Genomic DNA, 16,018 nt, shown 5'->3' with positions numbered 1-16,018 from the left:
GTCTCACTCGATGAGTCTGCAATGCCGCTGAGCCAGGGTTCCCGCGGCTGCGACACGAAAAAGGCGCGCCTTGCGGCGCGCCCTGGCCACCCGGTTTGCGGTCAGGCGGCCTGCCTGGCCGCGCGCGCGTTGCCGCCGCTCTCGGCCAGCATGGTCAGCTTCTCATCGGTGGCCTTTTCCTCGTCCAGCGTCTCCTGCAACAGCGGGATCGCATCCTTGTAGCCGAGCTGCTTGGCGAGCGCGCACAGCGTGCCGTAGGAGGCGATCTCGTAGTGCTCGACCTTCTGCGCGCCGCCGATCAGCGCGGCGTCGCGCAGCGGGCCGGCCTCGACTTCGTCGATCACTTCCTTGCCCTCCTCGATCAATCCTTCCATCGCCGCGCACTTGATCCGCTTGAGCTTGATGCCCAGCAGCTCGACTACCTGGTCGATGCGCTCGATCTGGCCGTTGGTCTCTTCCAGGTGCGCCTCGAACGCCGACGCCAGCTCCGGCGCGTCGGCCGCCTTGGCCAGCCGCGGCAGCGCCTTGGTCAGCTGCCGCTCGGCACTGTGTATGTCGGAGAGCTCGTGGATGAAAAGGTCTTCTATGGTTTTCACGGACATCGGGGGAATCTCCTGCTTGGTCGTTTCGGGGGATGGTGCCGGCGCAAGTTACGGCCGGCGGGGCAAAACCGCGGTGAAAAAAACGCCTCCCTGCCTTCACCGGATCGGAGCAATTTCCTGGGTGCGGGACCCCGGGGACGGGCTCAGCGCTTCTTCCTGGCCACCGCCACCTGCCCGACCATCGCGGTGACCAGGATCGCGGCGTTGGTGACGATGAACACCCAGTTGTCGAGCAGCCAGCTGTAGACGATGAAACCGGTGGAGGCGGCGATCTGGCCGGCGAAGAGCCACTTCGAGACGCCGCGGGCGTCCGGGTCCTTCGACTGGGTATGGATCTGCCGGGACAGGGTGGCCAGGAGGATCGCAGAGGCAGCCCAGCCGACGATGTCAGGCGACACTGCGAAGCGCTCCATTCATGCAGTCGGCCCCGCAGAGGCGCCGGTCTCGATCCGTGCCGCCCGGAGCACCTGCAGCGCCGCCTGTTTGCGCGCGTCCGAAACCGACTCGGTGCAGTCGGAGGGGACCCGGCAGTCGAGCTCGCGCATGTGCGCGTCGAGCGCGGTCGCCAGCACGCAGGACTCGGCGGCGATGCCGCTGACGATCACCCGTTTCGCGCCCAGGTGCTGCAGCAGCAGCTCCAGCGGGGTCTGGAAGAAGCCGGAATTGCGGGGCTTGAGCACGAAGCGGTCGTCCTCGTCCGGGGCGAGGCGATTGGCCAGTTCCGCGCCGGGCGTCTCCTGGACCCTCGCCAGCAGCTCGCGGAAGTTGGATTGCCACAGGCCGAAGTTGTCGTTGACGTAGACGCAGCTGCCACCCGCCGCCTTGACCCGGCGCTTGAGCCGCACCAGGCGCGGCGCCATCCGCAGCGCACGCGCGCGCAGTTTTCCCGCGGCGGGGAAATCGAACGGGTTGATCATGTCGAGGATCAGCAGCGAGACGGCACGGTTCGGCATGGGGGCTGGCGGCGTTCCGGGTAACGGCGGCGCGCGATCGTCGCGGCGCCCGCGTCCAGGGAAGGTGCAGGCACCCGATGGCGGCGCCGGCAGACGATGTCCGCGCCTCAGTCGCGCGGATGGCCCTGCCCCGGCGGCTCCTGGCCACGCTCGCCCCCGCGGCGGTCGTCGCGCCCGGGATGGTCCGGCGGCTGTCGCGACGGGTCGTCCGGGTTGCGGCCGGGGTTGTTGAGGTCCGGGGCGTCTGCCGGGCCGGAACCGCCCGGGAGCGGCGTTCCCTGTTGCTGGCTTGCCATCTGTCCTCCGTCGTTCTCGATCTGGCGGGACAGGCTATGCAGGGCGCGCGCGATACGGCGTGAAGCGAGCAACGGTCCGTCTATGCCGGACTGAACCGTTCAGCACGAATCGGAGTCGCCGTGGGCGGTTCGTCTTTCGAGGCGCCGGGGGCCCACCGCTCGTGGCCGAATGTCGCGGCACAGGCGGCCGAGCGATTCGGCACGTCCTGGAGTCGCCCTTCCAGCGATCGCGGGCGGCCGCCCGCGGTGCACGTCCGCGCTGTCCTACAGGCCGAACGGGAAGGTCTCCGGCGGTCCTGCCTCGGGGTGCTGCGGGCCCAGCGGCGTCACCGCCCGGGTCTGGTCGAACCAGACGTAGGCATCGAACTGCTGCGGCAGCGAAACCTCGGCGTAGTGGCTTTGCAGCTCGGTGTCGGGGCGGTAGATGACGCCGATGAAGCGCTCCAGCCGCGGCGCCAGCAGGCCGCGCCGCAACGCCTCGTGGCGCCCGGCGCGCAGGTCGAGCAGGCAGCGCGGCACGTCCGCGTCGTGGCACAGGCGTTCGACGCTGTCGCGATGCGAAGGCCGCACGCGCGCGATCCGCATGTCGCCGCCCCAGTCGCTGGCTGCGGCGACGGTACCGGCATGGGTGCCGAAACCGATCAGCGCCGCCGCGTCGCCGAAGCGTTCGCGACACAGCTGGCCGATGTTCAGCTCCTCCCGCGCGGCGCCCATCTCGGTGTGGCGGGCGTCGCCGATGTGCGAGTTGTGCGCCCAGACCACCGCCTTCGCGTCGTCGCCGTGCGCCTGGAGCAGATGGTTCAGGGTCTCGAACATGTGGGTGTCGCGCAGGTTCCAGCTCTCCGCGCCGCCGTAGTACATCACCCGGTAGTAGCGCTCCGCGGATGCGACCAGGCGCGCGCTCTGGGCGGCATCGAGGAAGCGCTCGCCGTCGGCCTCGGCGTAGCGCAACCGTCTCTCCAGCAGGTCGCGGCACTGGCGCACCACCGCCTGCTCGCATTTGCGGTATCCCTCGCGCAACACGGCGCGGCCGTAGGTTGCGGGGTCGCTCTGCCACGGCGTCAGGCAGCCGTAGCGCTCACGCGCGACCGCCGCGGCCTCGGGATCGATCTCGTCCAGATAGGCCAGCACGGCGGCGATCGAGTCGCTCATGTTGTAGATGTCCAGGCCATAGAAACCGGCCTGTCGCGCGGCGTCCCGCTCGCGGTTGTGCGCGCGCAGCCAGTCGACCAGCGCCGCGACCTCGGCGTTGCGCCACATCCAGGTGGGGAAGCGCTGAAATATCGGTTCGGCCCCGGCGCGTTGCGGCAGGTGGCGCACGTGGCGGTTGACCGCCGCGGCGTCGGGCCAGTCGGCTTCCACGGCGACGAAGCGGAAGCCGTGCCGCTCGATCAGACGCCGGGTGATGGCGTCCCGGGCGCGGTAGAACTCGGACGTGCCGTGGCTGCATTCGCCCAGCAGCACGACGCGACAGGCTGCGAAACGGTCGAAGGCGGCGGCGAAGTCCGGCGCATCGGGCGCCGGCAACGGCTCCGCGGCCTCGGCGATCAATTGCGGCAGCGAGCGCCCGCGCGCATGCCCGGCACTGTGGTTGCTGGCCGCGCGGCTGCCGTCCTCGGCCCACCCCTGCTCGCCGATCAGCGGGACGAAGCGCACGCCGCCCAGGTCCTCCTCGTCGTAGTCGTCGTCAGCGACGCGGGTGATCCGGCGCAGCCGCTGCCCGGCGACGTCGTCGCCGACCGGCACCACCAGCCGGCCGCCGAGGGCGAGCTGTTCGCGCAGCGCGCGCGGCGGCTCCGGTGCGCCGGCGGCGACGAGGATCGCATCGAACGGCGCCACCTCCGGCCAGCCCCGGCTGCCGTCGCCGGTGCGCAGCTCGATGTTGCGGTAGCCGAGGGCGTCGAAGCGCCGCTGTGCCGCTTCCGCGAGCGAAGCGTGGCGTTCTACCGCATGCACCCGGTCGGCGATCCGGCTCATCACGGCGGCCGCGTAGCCCGAACCGGCGCCGACCTCCAGCACGCGGTCGCCGGTGGCGATGCCGGCCGCCTCGATCATCAGCGCGACGATGTAGGGCTGCGAGATGGTCTGGCCCGCGCCGATCGGCAGCGGGCTGTCCTCGTAGGCGAACTCTTCCATCCCCGGCTCGACGAAGCGCTCGCGCGGCACCGTGGCCATCGCGTCGAGTACGGCACGGTCGCGCACGCCGCGGGCGGCGATGTGCGTTTCGACCATGCGTTCGCGGGCGCGTTGCGGATCGCGCATGTCTGCCGTACCGGCCGGATGACGCCTGCGTTCTATCAGGCCTGCCGTGCAGCCGGCGTCACCGCCGAGCGCAGCGGAAAAAGCGAAGGCCCCGCCTGGGCGGGGCCTTCGCATGCTGACGCGGCAGCGGCGGGACTATTTCGCCGCCACCACCCGCACCATCTCCAGGCACTTGTTGGAATACCCCCACTCGTTGTCGTACCAGGCGACCAGCTTGACGAAGGTGGGATCGAGCTGGATGCCCGCATCCGCGTCGAAGATCGAGGTGCGCGGGTCGGTGCGGAAATCGGTCGCGACCACCTTGTCCTCGGTATAGCCGAGGATGCCCTTCAGCGCGCCCTCCGACTGCGCCTTCATCTCGGCGCAGATCTCCTCGTAGCTGGCGCCCTTCTCCAGCTCCACGGTCAGGTCGACCACCGACACGTCGGAGGTCGGCACCCGAAACGCCATGCCGGTGAGCTTCTTGTTGAGCTCGGGAATCACCTTGCCGACCGCCTTGGCCGCACCGGTGGAGGACGGAATGATGTTCTCCAGGATGCCGCGGCCCCCGCGCCAGTCCTTGTTGGAGGGGCCGTCGACGGTCTTCTGCGTCGCGGTCGCCGCATGCACGGTGGTCATCAGGCCGCGCTCGATGCCCCACTTGTCGTTGAGCACCTTCGCCACCGGGGCGAGGCAGTTGGTGGTGCAGCTGGCGTTGGAGACGATCGCCTCGCCGGCGTATTTTTCGTGGTTGACGCCGAACACGAACATCGGCGTGTCGTCCTTGGACGGCGCCGACTGGATCACCTTCTTCGCGCCGGCGTCCAGGTGCTTCTGGCAGGTCTCCTTGGTCAGGAACAGGCCGGTCGACTCGATCACCACCTCGGCGCCCATCTCGTCCCACTTGAGGCTGGCGGGATCGCGCTCCTGGGTCAGCCGGATGCGTTTGCCGTTCACCACCAGGGTGGCCCCGTCGATCGAGACCTCGCCGTCGAAGCGGCCGTGGACCGAGTCGTAGCGCAGCATGTAGGCCAGATAGTCCGGCTCCAGCAGGTCGTTGATCGCCACGATCTCGATGTCGTCGCCGAAGTTCTGGAACGCCGAGCGCAGCACGTTGCGGCCGATGCGGCCGAAGCCGTTGATGCCAACCTTGATCGTCATGTAGCGGACTCCTGCGGTCGCGCCGAGGCGCGGTGGGGGTGGACGGACCCTGGATTTTAGCAGGCCCGCGCCGCCCGCCCCGGGCCGTACCCGGGCGCCGCCGCCTTGATCGCGATCAAGGCGCGCCGGCGCTGCGGCGCGAACACTGCCGGCATTCCCGATCGAGGCACGCCCATGACCCGCAAACCGCTCGCCACTCTCCTCGCCGCCGCGCTCTTCTCCGCCGCCGCCCTGCCCGCCGCCGCGCAGCCGGCCGGCGACTGGACCCTGGCCCTCGGCGCCCACCGGATCGACCCGAAGTCCGACAACGGCGCGCTCGCCGGCGGCACCCTGCCGCTGGACGTCGGCAGCGACGTCCGCCCCACCTTCGCAGTGGAGTACTTCCTGCGAGACGGTTTCGGCCTGGAGGTGCTGGCGGCGCTGCCGTTCCAGCACGACGTCTCCATCGACGGGCTGGGCCGCGTCGGCAGCACCCGGCACCTGCCGCCCACGGCGAGCCTGCAGTACCACTTCAACCGCGGCGGACGCGTTTCGCCGCTGCTGGGCATCGGCCTCAACTACACGAAGTTCTTCAGCGAAGACACCAGCGGCGCGCTGGCCGGCGGCGACCTGTCGCTGGGCGACTCCTGGGGCCTGGCCGCTCACGCCGGCCTGGATTTCCGCATCGGCGAGCGCGGCTCGCTGCGCATCGACGCACGCTGGATCGATATCGACACCGACGTGTCTGTCGACGGCGTCCGGCTCGGCACCGCGCAGATCGATCCGCTGGTCTACGGCGCCGCCTGGGTGTTGCGGTTCTGAGCGGACGTTCGAATGGACAGGGGGTGGAGCGGCCGTGCCGGTAGAATGCCTGGATGGTCCGCTCCCTTCTTGCCGTACTGCTGCTGTCCCTGGCGATGGCGCCCGCCTCCGCCTGGGGGCCGCGCGGCCACCGCCTGGTGGCGGAACTGGCCGACGCCGGGCTCACCCCATCGGCGCGCGCCGAAGTCCAGGCGCTGTTGCGCGACGAATCCGAGCCCACCCTCGCCGGGGTGGCCAACTGGGCCGACGCGCTGCGCTCGGAGGACCCCGACCTCGGCCGCGCCAGCGCCCCGTGGCACTACGTCAACCTCGGCGAGTCCGGCTGCAGCTACGTCGCCGCCCGCGACTGCCCCGACGGCGCCTGCGTGGTCGAGGCGATCGTCGACCAGACCGCGATCCTCGCCGATCGCGCCCGCCCACCTGAAGAGCGCCTCCAGGCGCTGAAGTTCGTGGTGCATTTCGTCGGCGACGTGCACCAGCCGATGCATGCCGGCTACGCCCGCGACAAGGGCGGCAACACGGTGCAGGTCAACCTTCCAGACGGCAGCCGCGACGGCCGCGGCAGCAACCTGCACGCGCTGTGGGACAGCGGCCTGTTCGATAGCCGGCACGAGTCGCAGTCCCGCCAGCTGGCGCGCCTGCGGGCGCTGCCGGCCGCGACCGCGACGGCCGGCGCCGGGGTGGACCCGGCCCGCTGGGCCGAGGAATCGTGTCGCATCGTCCGCCGTCCGGGCGTTTACCCCGCTCGCGCGACGCTCGATCCGGCCTACTACCGGACATGGCGCCCGGTGGCCGAGCGCCAGCTCGTGCTCGGCGGCCGCAGACTGGCGATGCTGCTGAACCAGGCGCTGGACGACTGAACGGCGCGGCGGCGCGACGCTGCCACAGCAAGTCAGCCGCTACCATTTCGCGATGAGCGAGACCGTCCTGCTGCTGGCCCTGCTGTTCTTCCTCGTCGCCACGCTCTACTCGTCCGTAGGACACGCCGGGGCCAGCGGCTACATCGCCGCCATGGCGCTGGCCGGGCTGGCGCCGGAACAGATCCGCCCGACCGCGCTGGCGCTCAACCTGCTGGTGGGCGGGATCGGCCTTGTGCGGTTCCACCGCGCCGGCCACGTGCGCTGGCGCAACGTGCTGCCCTTCGCGCTCGCCTCCGCCCCGGCCGCGTTCCTCGCCGCCGGGGTCTCCCTGCCGGAGCGCGAGTTTTCGGTCCTGCTCGGCGTGGTCCTTCTGGTCGCAGCCGCCGGGGTCTTCCGCAGCGCCGGCGCCGCCGCCGCCAGCGACGCGCGCGCCGCCGGCCGGCGCGTCCCGTGGTTGCCGGGCCTGATCGCGGGCGCGGCGATCGGTGCCCTGTCGGGACTGACCGGCACCGGCGGGGCGATCTTCCTCACCCCGCTGCTGCTGTTCATGCACTGGATGCCCACGCGCGAGGCCAGCGGCACCTCCGTGGCGTTCGTGTGGATCAACTCCCTCGCCGCGCTGGCGGGGCTGCTGCGCGCCGAGGGCACCCTGCCCGACGCGCTGCCGCTGTGGCTGTGCGTGGTGGCGGTCGGGGCGCTGCTCGGCACCCAGTTCGGGCTGTCATGGCTGCCGCTGACGGGACTGCGGCGGGTGCTGGGCCTGGTGCTGCTGGTGGCCGCCGGCAAGCTGCTACTGGCGTGAGGCGGGGACGGAGCACCGGCTCAGCCGGCCGCTCCGTGCCGGTCTGCAGCCCGCGCCGGCGCCACCCCGTCGACGGCGTTCCCGGCCGGTTCCTCGGGCGGTATCTCGAACGTGACGGGCACCCTGACCCAGCCTTCGATGGCCTCGCCCTCCTGCATCCGCGGCGCGATCTTCCACTGCCGCGCCGCATCGATGGTCGCCGCATCGAAGACCCCTGCCGGCTCGGAGGCCTCGACCACCACGTCCTTCACGCTGCCGTCGACCCCCACCAGCAGTCTGAGCACGACCCGCCCGCTCTGCTTCGCGGCGACCGCCGCGGCGGGATACCGGGGTGGCGGGGTGACGGAATCCGGTCCGCCATCGCCGGCGCCTGCGTCGGCAATGCCTGCTCCGGCCGGCCGGGCTGCAGCGGGCGCCCTCTCCGCGCCCGCCGCCGCTGGTCCAGCCTGGAGGGACGATGCCGGCGCTGCCGGCGACGCAGTGGCCAGTGCCGGCCGCACCGCCCACACGGCGTAGGCACTGCCGGCCAGCAGGACGCAAAGCATCGAGCTTCCGAGATGACGCCGGATGACGCCTGGTTGGGGATTTCCGAGCATGGTGATGCGCTCCTTCAAGGATTGGCTGGACTGCCAATGACAGCCGGCCGGCAGTCCGGGGACGGCCAGCTGCGTGTTCAACATCGCGTATCCGTAGCTGCGCCCGGCGCCGGGGTGTCGCGCCAGCACCGCCGCATCGCAGGCCAGTTCCTGGTCGAGGCGGAAGCGCGCGGCTGCCGCGTGCAGCAGGGGGTTGAACCAGTACAGGCAGCGCAGCACGGTGGCCGCGAGGCTGGCCGGCACGTCGCCGCGCCGGGCATGGACGCGCTCGTGCTCGAGGATCAGCGCCGCCTGTCGTTTCGGATAGCGCGCATCGAAATCCGGCGGCACCACGATCCGCGGACGCCAGACGCCGACCACCGCCGGACCCTGGCCGCCGCTCGATTCCCAGGCGCCGTCGGGCCGGCGCCGCAGCGCGCCCAGGGCGGCGTTGAACCGCCGCTGGCGGGCTACCAGCCGCAGTCCGAGCAGCACCGCCCCGACGGCCCAGGCGGACAGCAGCGCCGCCGCCGATGCCGCATCGGAGACGCCGGCGCCCTGCCCGTCCAGCGGCATGGCGCCGCCCACGAGCACGCCCGGGTGGAGCGGCAGGGCCTGCAGCAGCGGCGAATCCACGGCGGGGCGCGGCAGCGAAGCCGCAAGCAGCGCGGCGGGCACCAGCGCCCACGCCAGGTAGGCCGCGCCGGCGCCGAACGCGCGCCGCAGCGGCCGGCGCAGCATCAGCACCAGGCAGGCGGCGACGGCGGTCGCCGCCGTGCTTTCCGCCAGCCAGCGCAGCAGGAATTCAGTGTCCATCGTCGAGTCCGTCGATCAGCCGCCGCAGTTCGGCGATGTCCTCCGGAGTGAGCCGGCCCTGTTCGCTGAAGTGCGCCACCAGCGGCGCGACCCGGCCGCCGAAGATGCGTTGCACCAAACCCTGGCTCTGCTGCGCCACCCAGGCTTCGCGCGCCAGCACCGGCGCGTAGAGGTAGCGCCGTCCGTCGCGCTCCGCCGCGATCGCGCCCTTCTTCAGCAGGCGGTTGAGCAGGGTCTTGACCGTGGGCTCCTGCCAGTCGCGCGATTCGCGCAGGGCCTCGGCCACCTCCTCGGCCGTCCGCGGGCTGCGGCTCCAGAGCACGTCCATCACCGCCGATTCCGCCTCGCTGATCTGCATCGTTTACATCCGTAATCTTTACGATAGATTACGCCTGTAATCGATCTTGTCAAGGCGCTCGCGGACCGGGTGAGATACTCGGGACATGACTACGCCACAGCGGTTCCAGGCGCTCGACGACGCCGTCGGTTTCATGCTCGGGCGCATCGACGGACCGCTGCGCATCGGCGCCCCGCTCGGCCTCGGCAAGCCGCATCGGCTGCTCAATGCCCTCTACGCGCGCATCGAAGCGGACCCGTCGCGGCCCCTGGCGCTGTACACCGCGCTCTCGCTGGACCCGCCGACGGGAGGCGCCGGGTTGGAAGGGCGCTTCCTCGCACCCTTCGTCGCCCGGCAGTTCGGCGACGACTTTCCGCGCCTGGCCTACGTCGCCGCGATGCGCCGCGACGCCCTGCCTGCGCACATCGAGGTGGAGGAGTTCTACCTGCAATCCGGCGCGCTGCTCGGCTCGGTGCAGGCACAGCGCCGCTACGCCAGCCTCAACTACACCCACGTCGCCCGCGCGCTGGCCGACCGGGGACTCAACTGCGTGGTCCAGAAGGTCGCCGCCAGTGAAGACGGCAGCCGACTGTCGCTCTCCTCCAACACCGACCTCACCTTCGACGCGGTGGATGCGGTGGTGGCACGCGGCCTGCCGCGCCCGCTGCTGGTCGCGGAGATCGATCCGCACCTGCCCTGGCTGGGCGGCGCCGCGGAAGTGGATGCGGCGTTCTTCGATGCGGTGGTGGCGCCGCCGCCGCCGCATCCGCAGCTGTTCGGCCTGCCCAGGCAGCCGTTGGGCGACGCCGACTACGCGATCGGTTTCTATGCCAGCGCGCTGGTGCGCGACGGCGGCACACTGCAGATCGGCATCGGTGCGCTGGCCGACGCGCTCTGTCATGCGCTGGCGTTGCGGCACACCGACAACGCCGCCTACCGGCGCGTGCTCGGTGCGCTGGACCCGGACCTGGAATCGCATCCGGCGGTGCGCGCCTGCGGCGGTCTCGGCCCGTTCGAGCAGGGCCTGTACGGCTGCAGCGAGATGATCAACGAGGGCTTCAAGCGCCTGGTGGAGGCGGGGGTGATCCGCCGCAAGGTGGTCGACAAGGCAGCGCTGATGCAGCGGATGAACGACGGCAGCGCCAGCGCGCTGGACCGGGAACTGGTCGAGCGCGACGGCGAGTTTCTGCATGGCGCGTTCTACCTCGGTTCACCGGAGTTCTACGATTGGCTGCGCGGGCTGGACGACGATACCCGGCGCGGCATCGGCATGAAGCGCGTGTCCGAGGTCAACGAGCTCTACGGGCTCGACGAAGCGCTGGAGCGCCTGCAGCGGCGCGACGCGCGCTTCTTCAACTCCTGCATGATGGCCACCGCGCTCGGTGCCGCCGTTTCCGACGGGCTGGAAGACGGACGGGTGGTGTCCGGAGTCGGCGGCCAGTACAACTTCGTGGCGATGGCGCATGCGCTTGCGGACGGTCGCTCGGCGCTGCTGCTGCGCGCTACCCGCGGGGCCGGCGGGGCGACCGAGTCGAACGTCCGCTGGAACTACGGCCACGTCACCATCCCGCGCCACCTGCGCGACCTCTACGTGACCGAGTACGGCATCGCCGACGTGCGCGGCCTGGCCGACGAGGACTGCGTGATCGCGATGGCGGGCATCGCCGACGCGCGCTTCCAGGGCGGGCTGCTCGAGCGCGCGCAGCGGGCGGGCAAGCTGCGTAAGGACTTCGTCGCCCCTGCGCGCTGGCGCCGGAACGCCCCGGCGCGGCTGCGCGCGGCGCTGGCGCCGCTGCGCGGCGACGGCACTCTCCCCGACTATCCGCTCGGCAGCGACTTCACCGAAGTGGAACAACGCCTCGTTCGTGCGCTCGGATGGCTGCGCGACGAGACCGCCACGCCGGTCGGCAAGGCCCGCACCCTGGCACGGGCGCTGCTGCGCGCGACCGCAGCCGGCGACGACGCGGCGCTCGCGCGCATGGATCTGCAACGACCGCGCTCGGCACGCGCGTGGATCGAGCGTCGGCTGCTGGCGCTGGCGTTGGCGACAGCCGCGCATGGCCCCTGAACCTGGGAGACCGCGGGCGCCTTCGTCGCCTCCCGGAAGCGGGCCCTGCAGCCGCGCGCCGCCCTGCCGCGTGGCGGGCGCTGCGCCGCCCGGGCCATCGTCACCGCCCGTTTGCCTGAACGCTCCGTCGGCTCTGCGTCGGCGCTTCACGCGCGAAATGCATCGGTCCCGCCATGGTGCGGCCTCCCAAGCACGGAGTAGACGCCCATGTCCATCCGCTTCGTCGTTGCGATCTTCCTGGCGATGGCCTGCGCATTTCCGGCCGCACGCGCCGCCGATCCGGCTACGGACGACGCGGATCCGGCGCAGGCCGGCGGCGACCTGCACGCTCAGGTGCTGCTGGCACGCGCGCGCTTCTCGCCAGGCGAGATCGACGGCATCGCCGGCTCCAACCAGGCGCGGGCGCTGCGCGGGTTCCAGGCTGCGCGCGACCTGCCGGCAAGCGGGAAACTGGACGATGCGACCTGGGAGGCGCTCGACGACGGCGCTCCCGCGCTCGTCGAGCACGCGCTGACCGGAGAGGATCTCGCCGCCCCCTACGCGGAGATCCCGGAAGACATGCTCGAGAAGGCCGAGCTGGACCGGCTCGGCTACGCCTCGGCCTGGGAGGCGCTCGGCGAGCGTTTCCAGGCCAGTCCCGAATTGCTGCGCTCCCTCAATCCCGATGTCGAACCGACGGCCGGCGCGACCCTGCGCGTGCCCAACGTCCGCGACCTGCCGGCGCTGGAGAAGGCGGCCAGGGTCGTCGTCGACGAGTCCGGCGGCACGCTGGTGCTGCTCGACGGCAACGACCGGACCATGGCACAGTTTCCCGTCACCTCCGGCAGCGAGAACGATCCGCTGCCGATCGGCGAATGGACCGTCGAGGCGATCGCCCACGACCCCACCTTCCACTACAACCCCGAACTGTTCTGGGACGCCGACGACTCGGATGCCAAGGCCAACATCGCGCCCGGCCCCAACAATCCCGTCGGCACGGTGTGGATCGACCTGTCCAAGCCCCACTACGGGATTCATGGCACGCCGGAGCCCGCCAGCGTCGGCAAGACCGCATCGCATGGCTGTGTGCGCCTGACCAACTGGGACGCGCTGACCGTGGCCGCGGCGCTCGAGGTGGGCACGGCCGTGGTGATGCAGGAATAGCGCTGTGCGCGCGGTCGTCGCCGCCGTCGTCGCTGCGACCGCACTGGCGCTGTGGCTCTGGTGGACCCGGCCGGTGCACGTGTCCCCGAGCCCCGTACCGCCCGCGCCAGCAGCGGGTCGGCCGGACCAGCCGGCGGCCGCACCCGCGCCGATACGACCACGGAGCGGCCGCGAAGCCGCACCCGTGCCTGCGCCTGCGGCGTCGGAAAAGCACGGCGAACCCGGCCTCGCCCCCGGCGCGCGCCGGCAGCCGGCTCCCCGGCCGACCGTTCCCGCAATGCCCGCCACGGCAGCCGGGTCAGGAGGACTTCTGGTCCCTGTCCAGGGCGTTGCCCGAAGCGCGCTGCTCGACACCTACAGCGATGCCCGCGGCCGGGGACGCCGCCATGATGCGATCGACATCATGGCGCCCGCCGGCACACCGGTGCTGGCCGTGGCCGACGGCCACGTCGAGAAGCTGTTCGACAGCGAGCGTGGCGGCCTGACGATCTATCAGTTCGAGCCCGGCGGCCGCTACGCGTACTACTACGGGCACCTGCAGGCCTATGCGCCGGGGCTGGAGGAAGGCCAGGCACTCCGCCGCGGGCAGGTGATCGGAACGGTCGGCAGCTCCGGCAACGCCGACGTGGAGGCGCCGCACCTGCACTTCGCGATCTTCCGCCTCGGCCCGGAGCGCAACTGGTGGCAGGGCGAGCCGGTGAATCCCTTCCCGTTTCTGCGCGACGGCACGGCGCCGCGCTAGGGCGTGCCTCCGGCGCGTCGGGCGACGAGCCCTGCCCAAGCAGTCGGACGTCGCGCCGGCCATGGCCGACGACAGCATGGAGCCCGCCTCGCGGGCTGCTCGGGACCCGGGGCGCGCGAAGGCCGGCAGCCGCCGGCCTTCACCGATCTGCCCGCGCTACAGCGACCGCGCCGCCTCGAGCACCTTTTCCACGGTGAACCCGAAATGCTCGAACAGCGCGCCCGCCGGCGCCGAAGCGCCGAAGCGATCCAGGCCGATCACCGCACCGTCCAGGCCCACGTACTTGCGCCAGAAATCGGTGACGCCGGCCTCGATCGCCAAGCGCCTGCGGCAGCCGCCAGGGAGCACCGACTCGCGGTACGCGGGATCCTGGCGGTCGAACACATCGCTCGAAGGCATCGACACCACGCGCGTGCGCACGCCGTCGGCATCCAGCGCCGCCCTCGCCTGCATGGCCAGGCCGACCTCGGAGCCGGTGGCGATCAGGATCAGGTCCGGTGCGCCGCCCTCGGCATCGGCCAGCACGTAGCCACCACGGACGATCTGCCCGAGCTGCCCATCGGTGCGCGCCTGGTGCGGCAGGTTCTGGCGCGAGAACACCAGGCAGCTGGGCCCGTCCTTGCGCTCGATCGCGGCCTTCCACGCCACCGCCGACTCGACGGCGTCGCACGGGCGCCAGACGTCGTTGTGGGGGATCAGGCGCAGGCTGGCGAGGTGCTCGACCGGCTGGTGGGTGGGGCCGTCCTCGCCCAGGCCGATCGAATCGTGGGTGTAGACATGGATCGCGTGCGCCTCCATCAGCGCACCCATGCGCACCGCATTGCGCGCGTAGTCGCTGAACACCAGGAAAGTGGCGTCGTAGGGGATGAAGCCGCCGTGCAGCGCCAGGCCGTTGCTGATCGCGGTCATCGCGAACTCGCGCACGCCGTAGTACACGTAGTTGGCGTCGGGATCGTCGCCGGCCGCGGTCTTGCTGCCGCTCCACAGGGTGAGGTTGGAGGCGGCCAGGTCGGCGGAACCGCCGAGCAGCTCGGGCAGGTGCGGTGCGAACGCCTCGATCGCCATCTGCGAGGCCTTGCGCGAGGCGACCGTGGGACCATCGGCCTGAAGCTTGGCGATGTAGGCGGCGGCGGCGGCGGCGAAGTCCTCCGGCAGCTCGCCGTGGGAGCGGCGGGTCAGTTCGGCGGCCAGCTGCGGATGGCGCTGGGCATAGGCGTCGAACAGGCGGTTCCACTGCTCCTCGCGCACCTTGCCGGAACCGTTGGCGCGCCAGCCGTCGTAGATCGCGTCGGGAATCTCGAAGGCGCCGTACTCCCAGCCGAGCGCCTTGCGGGTGGCGGCGATCTCGTCGGCGCCCAGCGGCGCACCGTGCGAGGACTCCTTGCCGGCCTTCGCCGGCGAACCGAAACCGATGGTGGTGCGGCAGCAGAGCAGCACCGGACGCTCGTCCTGGGCCATGGCCTGGTCGATCGCCTTGCGGATGGCGTCGGCGTCGTGACCGTCGACGTCGCGGATCACCAGCCAGCCGTAGGCTTCGAAGCGGGCCGGAGTGTCGTCGGTGAACCAGCCCTCGACCTCACCGTCGATGGAGATGCCGTTGTCGTCCCAGAAGGCGACCAGCTTGCCGAGCCCGAGTGTGCCGGCGAGCGAGGCGGCTTCGTGCGAGATGCCCTCCATCATGCAGCCGTCGCCCATGAAGACCCAGGTGCGGTGGTCGACGACGGCGTATTCGGGACGGTTGTAGCGCTGCGCCAGCAGCTTCTCGGCGAGTGCGAAGCCGACCGCGTTGGCGAAGCCCTGGCCGAGCGGGCCGGTGGTGGTCTCGACGCCGGGGGTGACGAAGTTCTCGGGATGTCCCGGGGTGCGGAAGCCGAGCTGGCGGAAGTTCTTCAGATCCTCCAGCGTCAGGTCGTATCCCGCCAGGTGCAGCAGCGCGTACTGCAGCATCGAGCCGTGGCCGTTGGAGAGCAGGAAGCGATCGCGATTGAACCACTTCGGGTTGTCGGGGCTGTGGCCGAGGTAGTCGTTCCACAGCACTTCGGCGATGTCGGCCATACCCATCGGCATGCCGGGGTGCCCGGATTTGGCGGCTTCGACCGCGTCGGCGGCGAGGAAACGGATGGCGTTGGCGAGGTCGCGACGGGTCGGCTTGGTCATGGATTGGGGAATGTCTGGCGGCTGCGCGGCGGGCGGGCCGCCATTGTCCCATGCCCGCGCGGGTCATGCCCGCGGCGGGCCACCCAGCCCCATCCGTCACGATGTGGCATCACCGTCGTTGGGGCGACGGCGACTGGTTGGCGCGGCTTTCGTCAGCGCGCGCTAACGAAGACGCTCTTGCTTCGCTGCCTGGAAAGAACGGCGGGTTCGTGGGCTTCGGAGCCGGCGGCGCCCGGGCCGGGATATGCTCCCCGGCTCGGTCGGGCCATCCATGGCCCGACTCGCCGCCGCAGACCATCCATGGTCTGCTGTCCGCATATTCCCGGCCCAGGCGCCGCACCGGCGATTCACTGCCGGCTGCATGGCGGCCCATCCGTCCGAAGCCCACAAACGTTCAAGCGGGAGTCGCGCCGGGGGGGTTGCGGAGAGCTGCACATGGATGTGCAGCGGCCCTGAGTCCGGCC

Annotated in this window: 15 protein-coding genes; 6 read left to right on the top strand and 9 right to left on the bottom strand. The window is 71.3% G+C overall.

Features of this window, described 5'->3' with window-relative positions; all coding sequences use genetic code 11:
- Positions 1 to 101: 101 nt before the first annotated feature.
- The 6 genes from H0E84_RS17830 to gap all read right to left on the bottom strand — a co-directional run bounded on the left by H0E84_RS17830 (position 102) and on the right by gap (position 5,253).
- Complete coding sequence (locus H0E84_RS17830) at positions 102 to 602, bottom strand: YciE/YciF ferroxidase family protein (protein ID WP_180679998.1); 501 nt, start codon at positions 600 to 602, stop codon at positions 102 to 104.
- A 143-nt stretch (positions 603 to 745) separates the two neighbouring features.
- A complete protein-coding gene (locus tag H0E84_RS17825) occupies positions 746 to 1,015 on the bottom strand; it encodes a hypothetical protein (RefSeq protein WP_180679997.1) in 270 nt (89 codons plus the stop codon).
- Entirely contained in the window at positions 1,016 to 1,555 is a 540-nt protein-coding gene (locus H0E84_RS17820) for a cysteine hydrolase family protein (RefSeq protein ID WP_180679996.1), read from the bottom strand.
- 107 nt (positions 1,556 to 1,662) lie between these two features.
- Entirely contained in the window at positions 1,663 to 1,851 is a 189-nt protein-coding gene (locus H0E84_RS17815) for a hypothetical protein (protein ID WP_180679995.1), read from the bottom strand.
- A gap of 264 nt (positions 1,852 to 2,115) precedes the next feature.
- Complete coding sequence (locus H0E84_RS17810; RefSeq protein ID WP_180679994.1) at positions 2,116 to 4,113, bottom strand: protein-L-isoaspartate(D-aspartate) O-methyltransferase; 1,998 nt, start codon at positions 4,111 to 4,113, stop codon at positions 2,116 to 2,118.
- A gap of 135 nt (positions 4,114 to 4,248) precedes the next feature.
- Positions 4,249 to 5,253: a type I glyceraldehyde-3-phosphate dehydrogenase gene (gap, locus tag H0E84_RS17805; RefSeq protein ID WP_180679993.1), complete on the bottom strand. Its 1,005-nt coding sequence runs from the start codon at positions 5,251 to 5,253 to the stop codon at positions 4,249 to 4,251.
- Positions 5,254 to 5,427: 174 nt separating this feature from the next.
- Here gap and H0E84_RS17800 point away from each other — a divergent pair, with 174 nt between their 5' ends.
- Genes H0E84_RS17800 through H0E84_RS17790 form a run of 3 tightly spaced genes read left to right on the top strand, consistent with a single transcriptional unit; the run spans position 5,428 to position 7,716 of the window.
- A complete protein-coding gene (locus H0E84_RS17800; protein ID WP_180679992.1) occupies positions 5,428 to 6,054 on the top strand; it encodes an OmpW/AlkL family protein in 627 nt (208 codons plus the stop codon).
- Between the two features lie 53 nt (positions 6,055 to 6,107).
- Positions 6,108 to 6,914, top strand: a complete 807-nt coding sequence (locus H0E84_RS17795) for a S1/P1 nuclease (protein ID WP_180679991.1) — start codon at positions 6,108 to 6,110, stop codon at positions 6,912 to 6,914.
- A gap of 52 nt (positions 6,915 to 6,966) precedes the next feature.
- Positions 6,967 to 7,716, top strand: coding sequence for a sulfite exporter TauE/SafE family protein (locus H0E84_RS17790; RefSeq protein WP_180679990.1), 750 nt, complete (start codon positions 6,967 to 6,969; stop codon positions 7,714 to 7,716).
- A gap of 20 nt (positions 7,717 to 7,736) precedes the next feature.
- On the opposite strand, the gene H0E84_RS17785 is transcribed toward H0E84_RS17790, so the two are convergent.
- Positions 7,737 to 9,107, bottom strand: a complete 1,371-nt coding sequence (locus H0E84_RS17785) for a TonB family protein (RefSeq protein ID WP_180679989.1) — start codon at positions 9,105 to 9,107, stop codon at positions 7,737 to 7,739.
- Positions 9,097 to 9,465 carry a BlaI/MecI/CopY family transcriptional regulator gene (locus H0E84_RS17780; RefSeq protein WP_180679988.1) on the bottom strand — a complete coding sequence of 123 codons (369 nt, stop codon included), beginning with the start codon at positions 9,463 to 9,465 and terminating at the stop codon, positions 9,097 to 9,099. Before H0E84_RS17780 ends, H0E84_RS17785 begins: the two co-directional genes overlap by 11 nt.
- An 85-nt stretch (positions 9,466 to 9,550) precedes the next feature.
- Here H0E84_RS17780 and H0E84_RS17775 point away from each other — a divergent pair, with 85 nt between their 5' ends.
- From H0E84_RS17775 to H0E84_RS17765, 3 genes are all read left to right on the top strand, one after another.
- Positions 9,551 to 11,512 (top strand): acetyl-CoA hydrolase/transferase C-terminal domain-containing protein, encoded by a 1,962-nt coding sequence (locus H0E84_RS17775; protein WP_180679987.1) that lies wholly within the window; start codon positions 9,551 to 9,553, stop codon positions 11,510 to 11,512.
- Between the two features lie 207 nt (positions 11,513 to 11,719).
- Positions 11,720 to 12,655, top strand: a complete 936-nt coding sequence (locus H0E84_RS17770) for a L,D-transpeptidase family protein (RefSeq protein ID WP_180679986.1) — start codon at positions 11,720 to 11,722, stop codon at positions 12,653 to 12,655.
- A gap of 4 nt (positions 12,656 to 12,659) precedes the next feature.
- Entirely contained in the window at positions 12,660 to 13,397 is a 738-nt protein-coding gene (locus H0E84_RS17765) for a M23 family metallopeptidase (RefSeq protein WP_180679985.1), read from the top strand.
- 156 nt (positions 13,398 to 13,553) lie between these two features.
- On the opposite strand, the gene tkt is transcribed toward H0E84_RS17765, so the two are convergent.
- Positions 13,554 to 15,554 (bottom strand): transketolase, encoded by a 2,001-nt coding sequence (gene tkt / locus H0E84_RS17760; RefSeq protein WP_180679984.1) that lies wholly within the window; start codon positions 15,552 to 15,554, stop codon positions 13,554 to 13,556.
- Between the last annotated feature and the right edge of the window lie 464 nt (positions 15,555 to 16,018).

This window comes from Luteimonas salinisoli (assembly GCF_013425525.1).
In the GTDB taxonomy this organism is placed as follows: Bacteria; Pseudomonadota; Gammaproteobacteria; order Xanthomonadales; family Xanthomonadaceae; genus Luteimonas; species Luteimonas salinisoli.
Note: the sequence above shows the minus strand (reverse complement) of the source record. Positions and strands in the feature narration are given on the sequence as shown.

What these genes read in the sequence shown, in the direction of transcription:
- H0E84_RS17815 (WP_180679995.1), bottom strand. Translation starts at nt 1,851, where the DNA reads ATGGCAAGCCAGCAACAGGGAACGCCGCTCCCGGGCGGTTCCGGCCCG.
- H0E84_RS17825 (WP_180679997.1), bottom strand. Translation starts at nt 1,015, where the DNA reads ATGGAGCGCTTCGCAGTGTCGCCTGACATCGTCGGCTGGGCTGCCTCT.
- H0E84_RS17830 (WP_180679998.1), bottom strand. Translation starts at nt 602, where the DNA reads ATGTCCGTGAAAACCATAGAAGACCTTTTCATCCACGAGCTCTCCGAC.
- H0E84_RS17790 (WP_180679990.1), top strand. Translation starts at nt 6,967, where the DNA reads ATGAGCGAGACCGTCCTGCTGCTGGCCCTGCTGTTCTTCCTCGTCGCC.
- gap (WP_180679993.1), bottom strand. Translation starts at nt 5,253, where the DNA reads ATGACGATCAAGGTTGGCATCAACGGCTTCGGCCGCATCGGCCGCAAC.
- H0E84_RS17785 (WP_180679989.1), bottom strand. Translation starts at nt 9,107, where the DNA reads ATGGACACTGAATTCCTGCTGCGCTGGCTGGCGGAAAGCACGGCGGCG.
- H0E84_RS17770 (WP_180679986.1), top strand. Translation starts at nt 11,720, where the DNA reads ATGTCCATCCGCTTCGTCGTTGCGATCTTCCTGGCGATGGCCTGCGCA.
- H0E84_RS17800 (WP_180679992.1), top strand. Translation starts at nt 5,428, where the DNA reads ATGACCCGCAAACCGCTCGCCACTCTCCTCGCCGCCGCGCTCTTCTCC.
- H0E84_RS17775 (WP_180679987.1), top strand. Translation starts at nt 9,551, where the DNA reads ATGACTACGCCACAGCGGTTCCAGGCGCTCGACGACGCCGTCGGTTTC.
- H0E84_RS17795 (WP_180679991.1), top strand. Translation starts at nt 6,108, where the DNA reads ATGGTCCGCTCCCTTCTTGCCGTACTGCTGCTGTCCCTGGCGATGGCG.
- H0E84_RS17820 (WP_180679996.1), bottom strand. Translation starts at nt 1,555, where the DNA reads ATGCCGAACCGTGCCGTCTCGCTGCTGATCCTCGACATGATCAACCCG.
- H0E84_RS17780 (WP_180679988.1), bottom strand. Translation starts at nt 9,465, where the DNA reads ATGCAGATCAGCGAGGCGGAATCGGCGGTGATGGACGTGCTCTGGAGC.
- H0E84_RS17810 (WP_180679994.1), bottom strand. Translation starts at nt 4,113, where the DNA reads ATGCGCGATCCGCAACGCGCCCGCGAACGCATGGTCGAAACGCACATC.
- tkt (WP_180679984.1), bottom strand. Translation starts at nt 15,554, where the DNA reads ATGACCAAGCCGACCCGTCGCGACCTCGCCAACGCCATCCGTTTCCTC.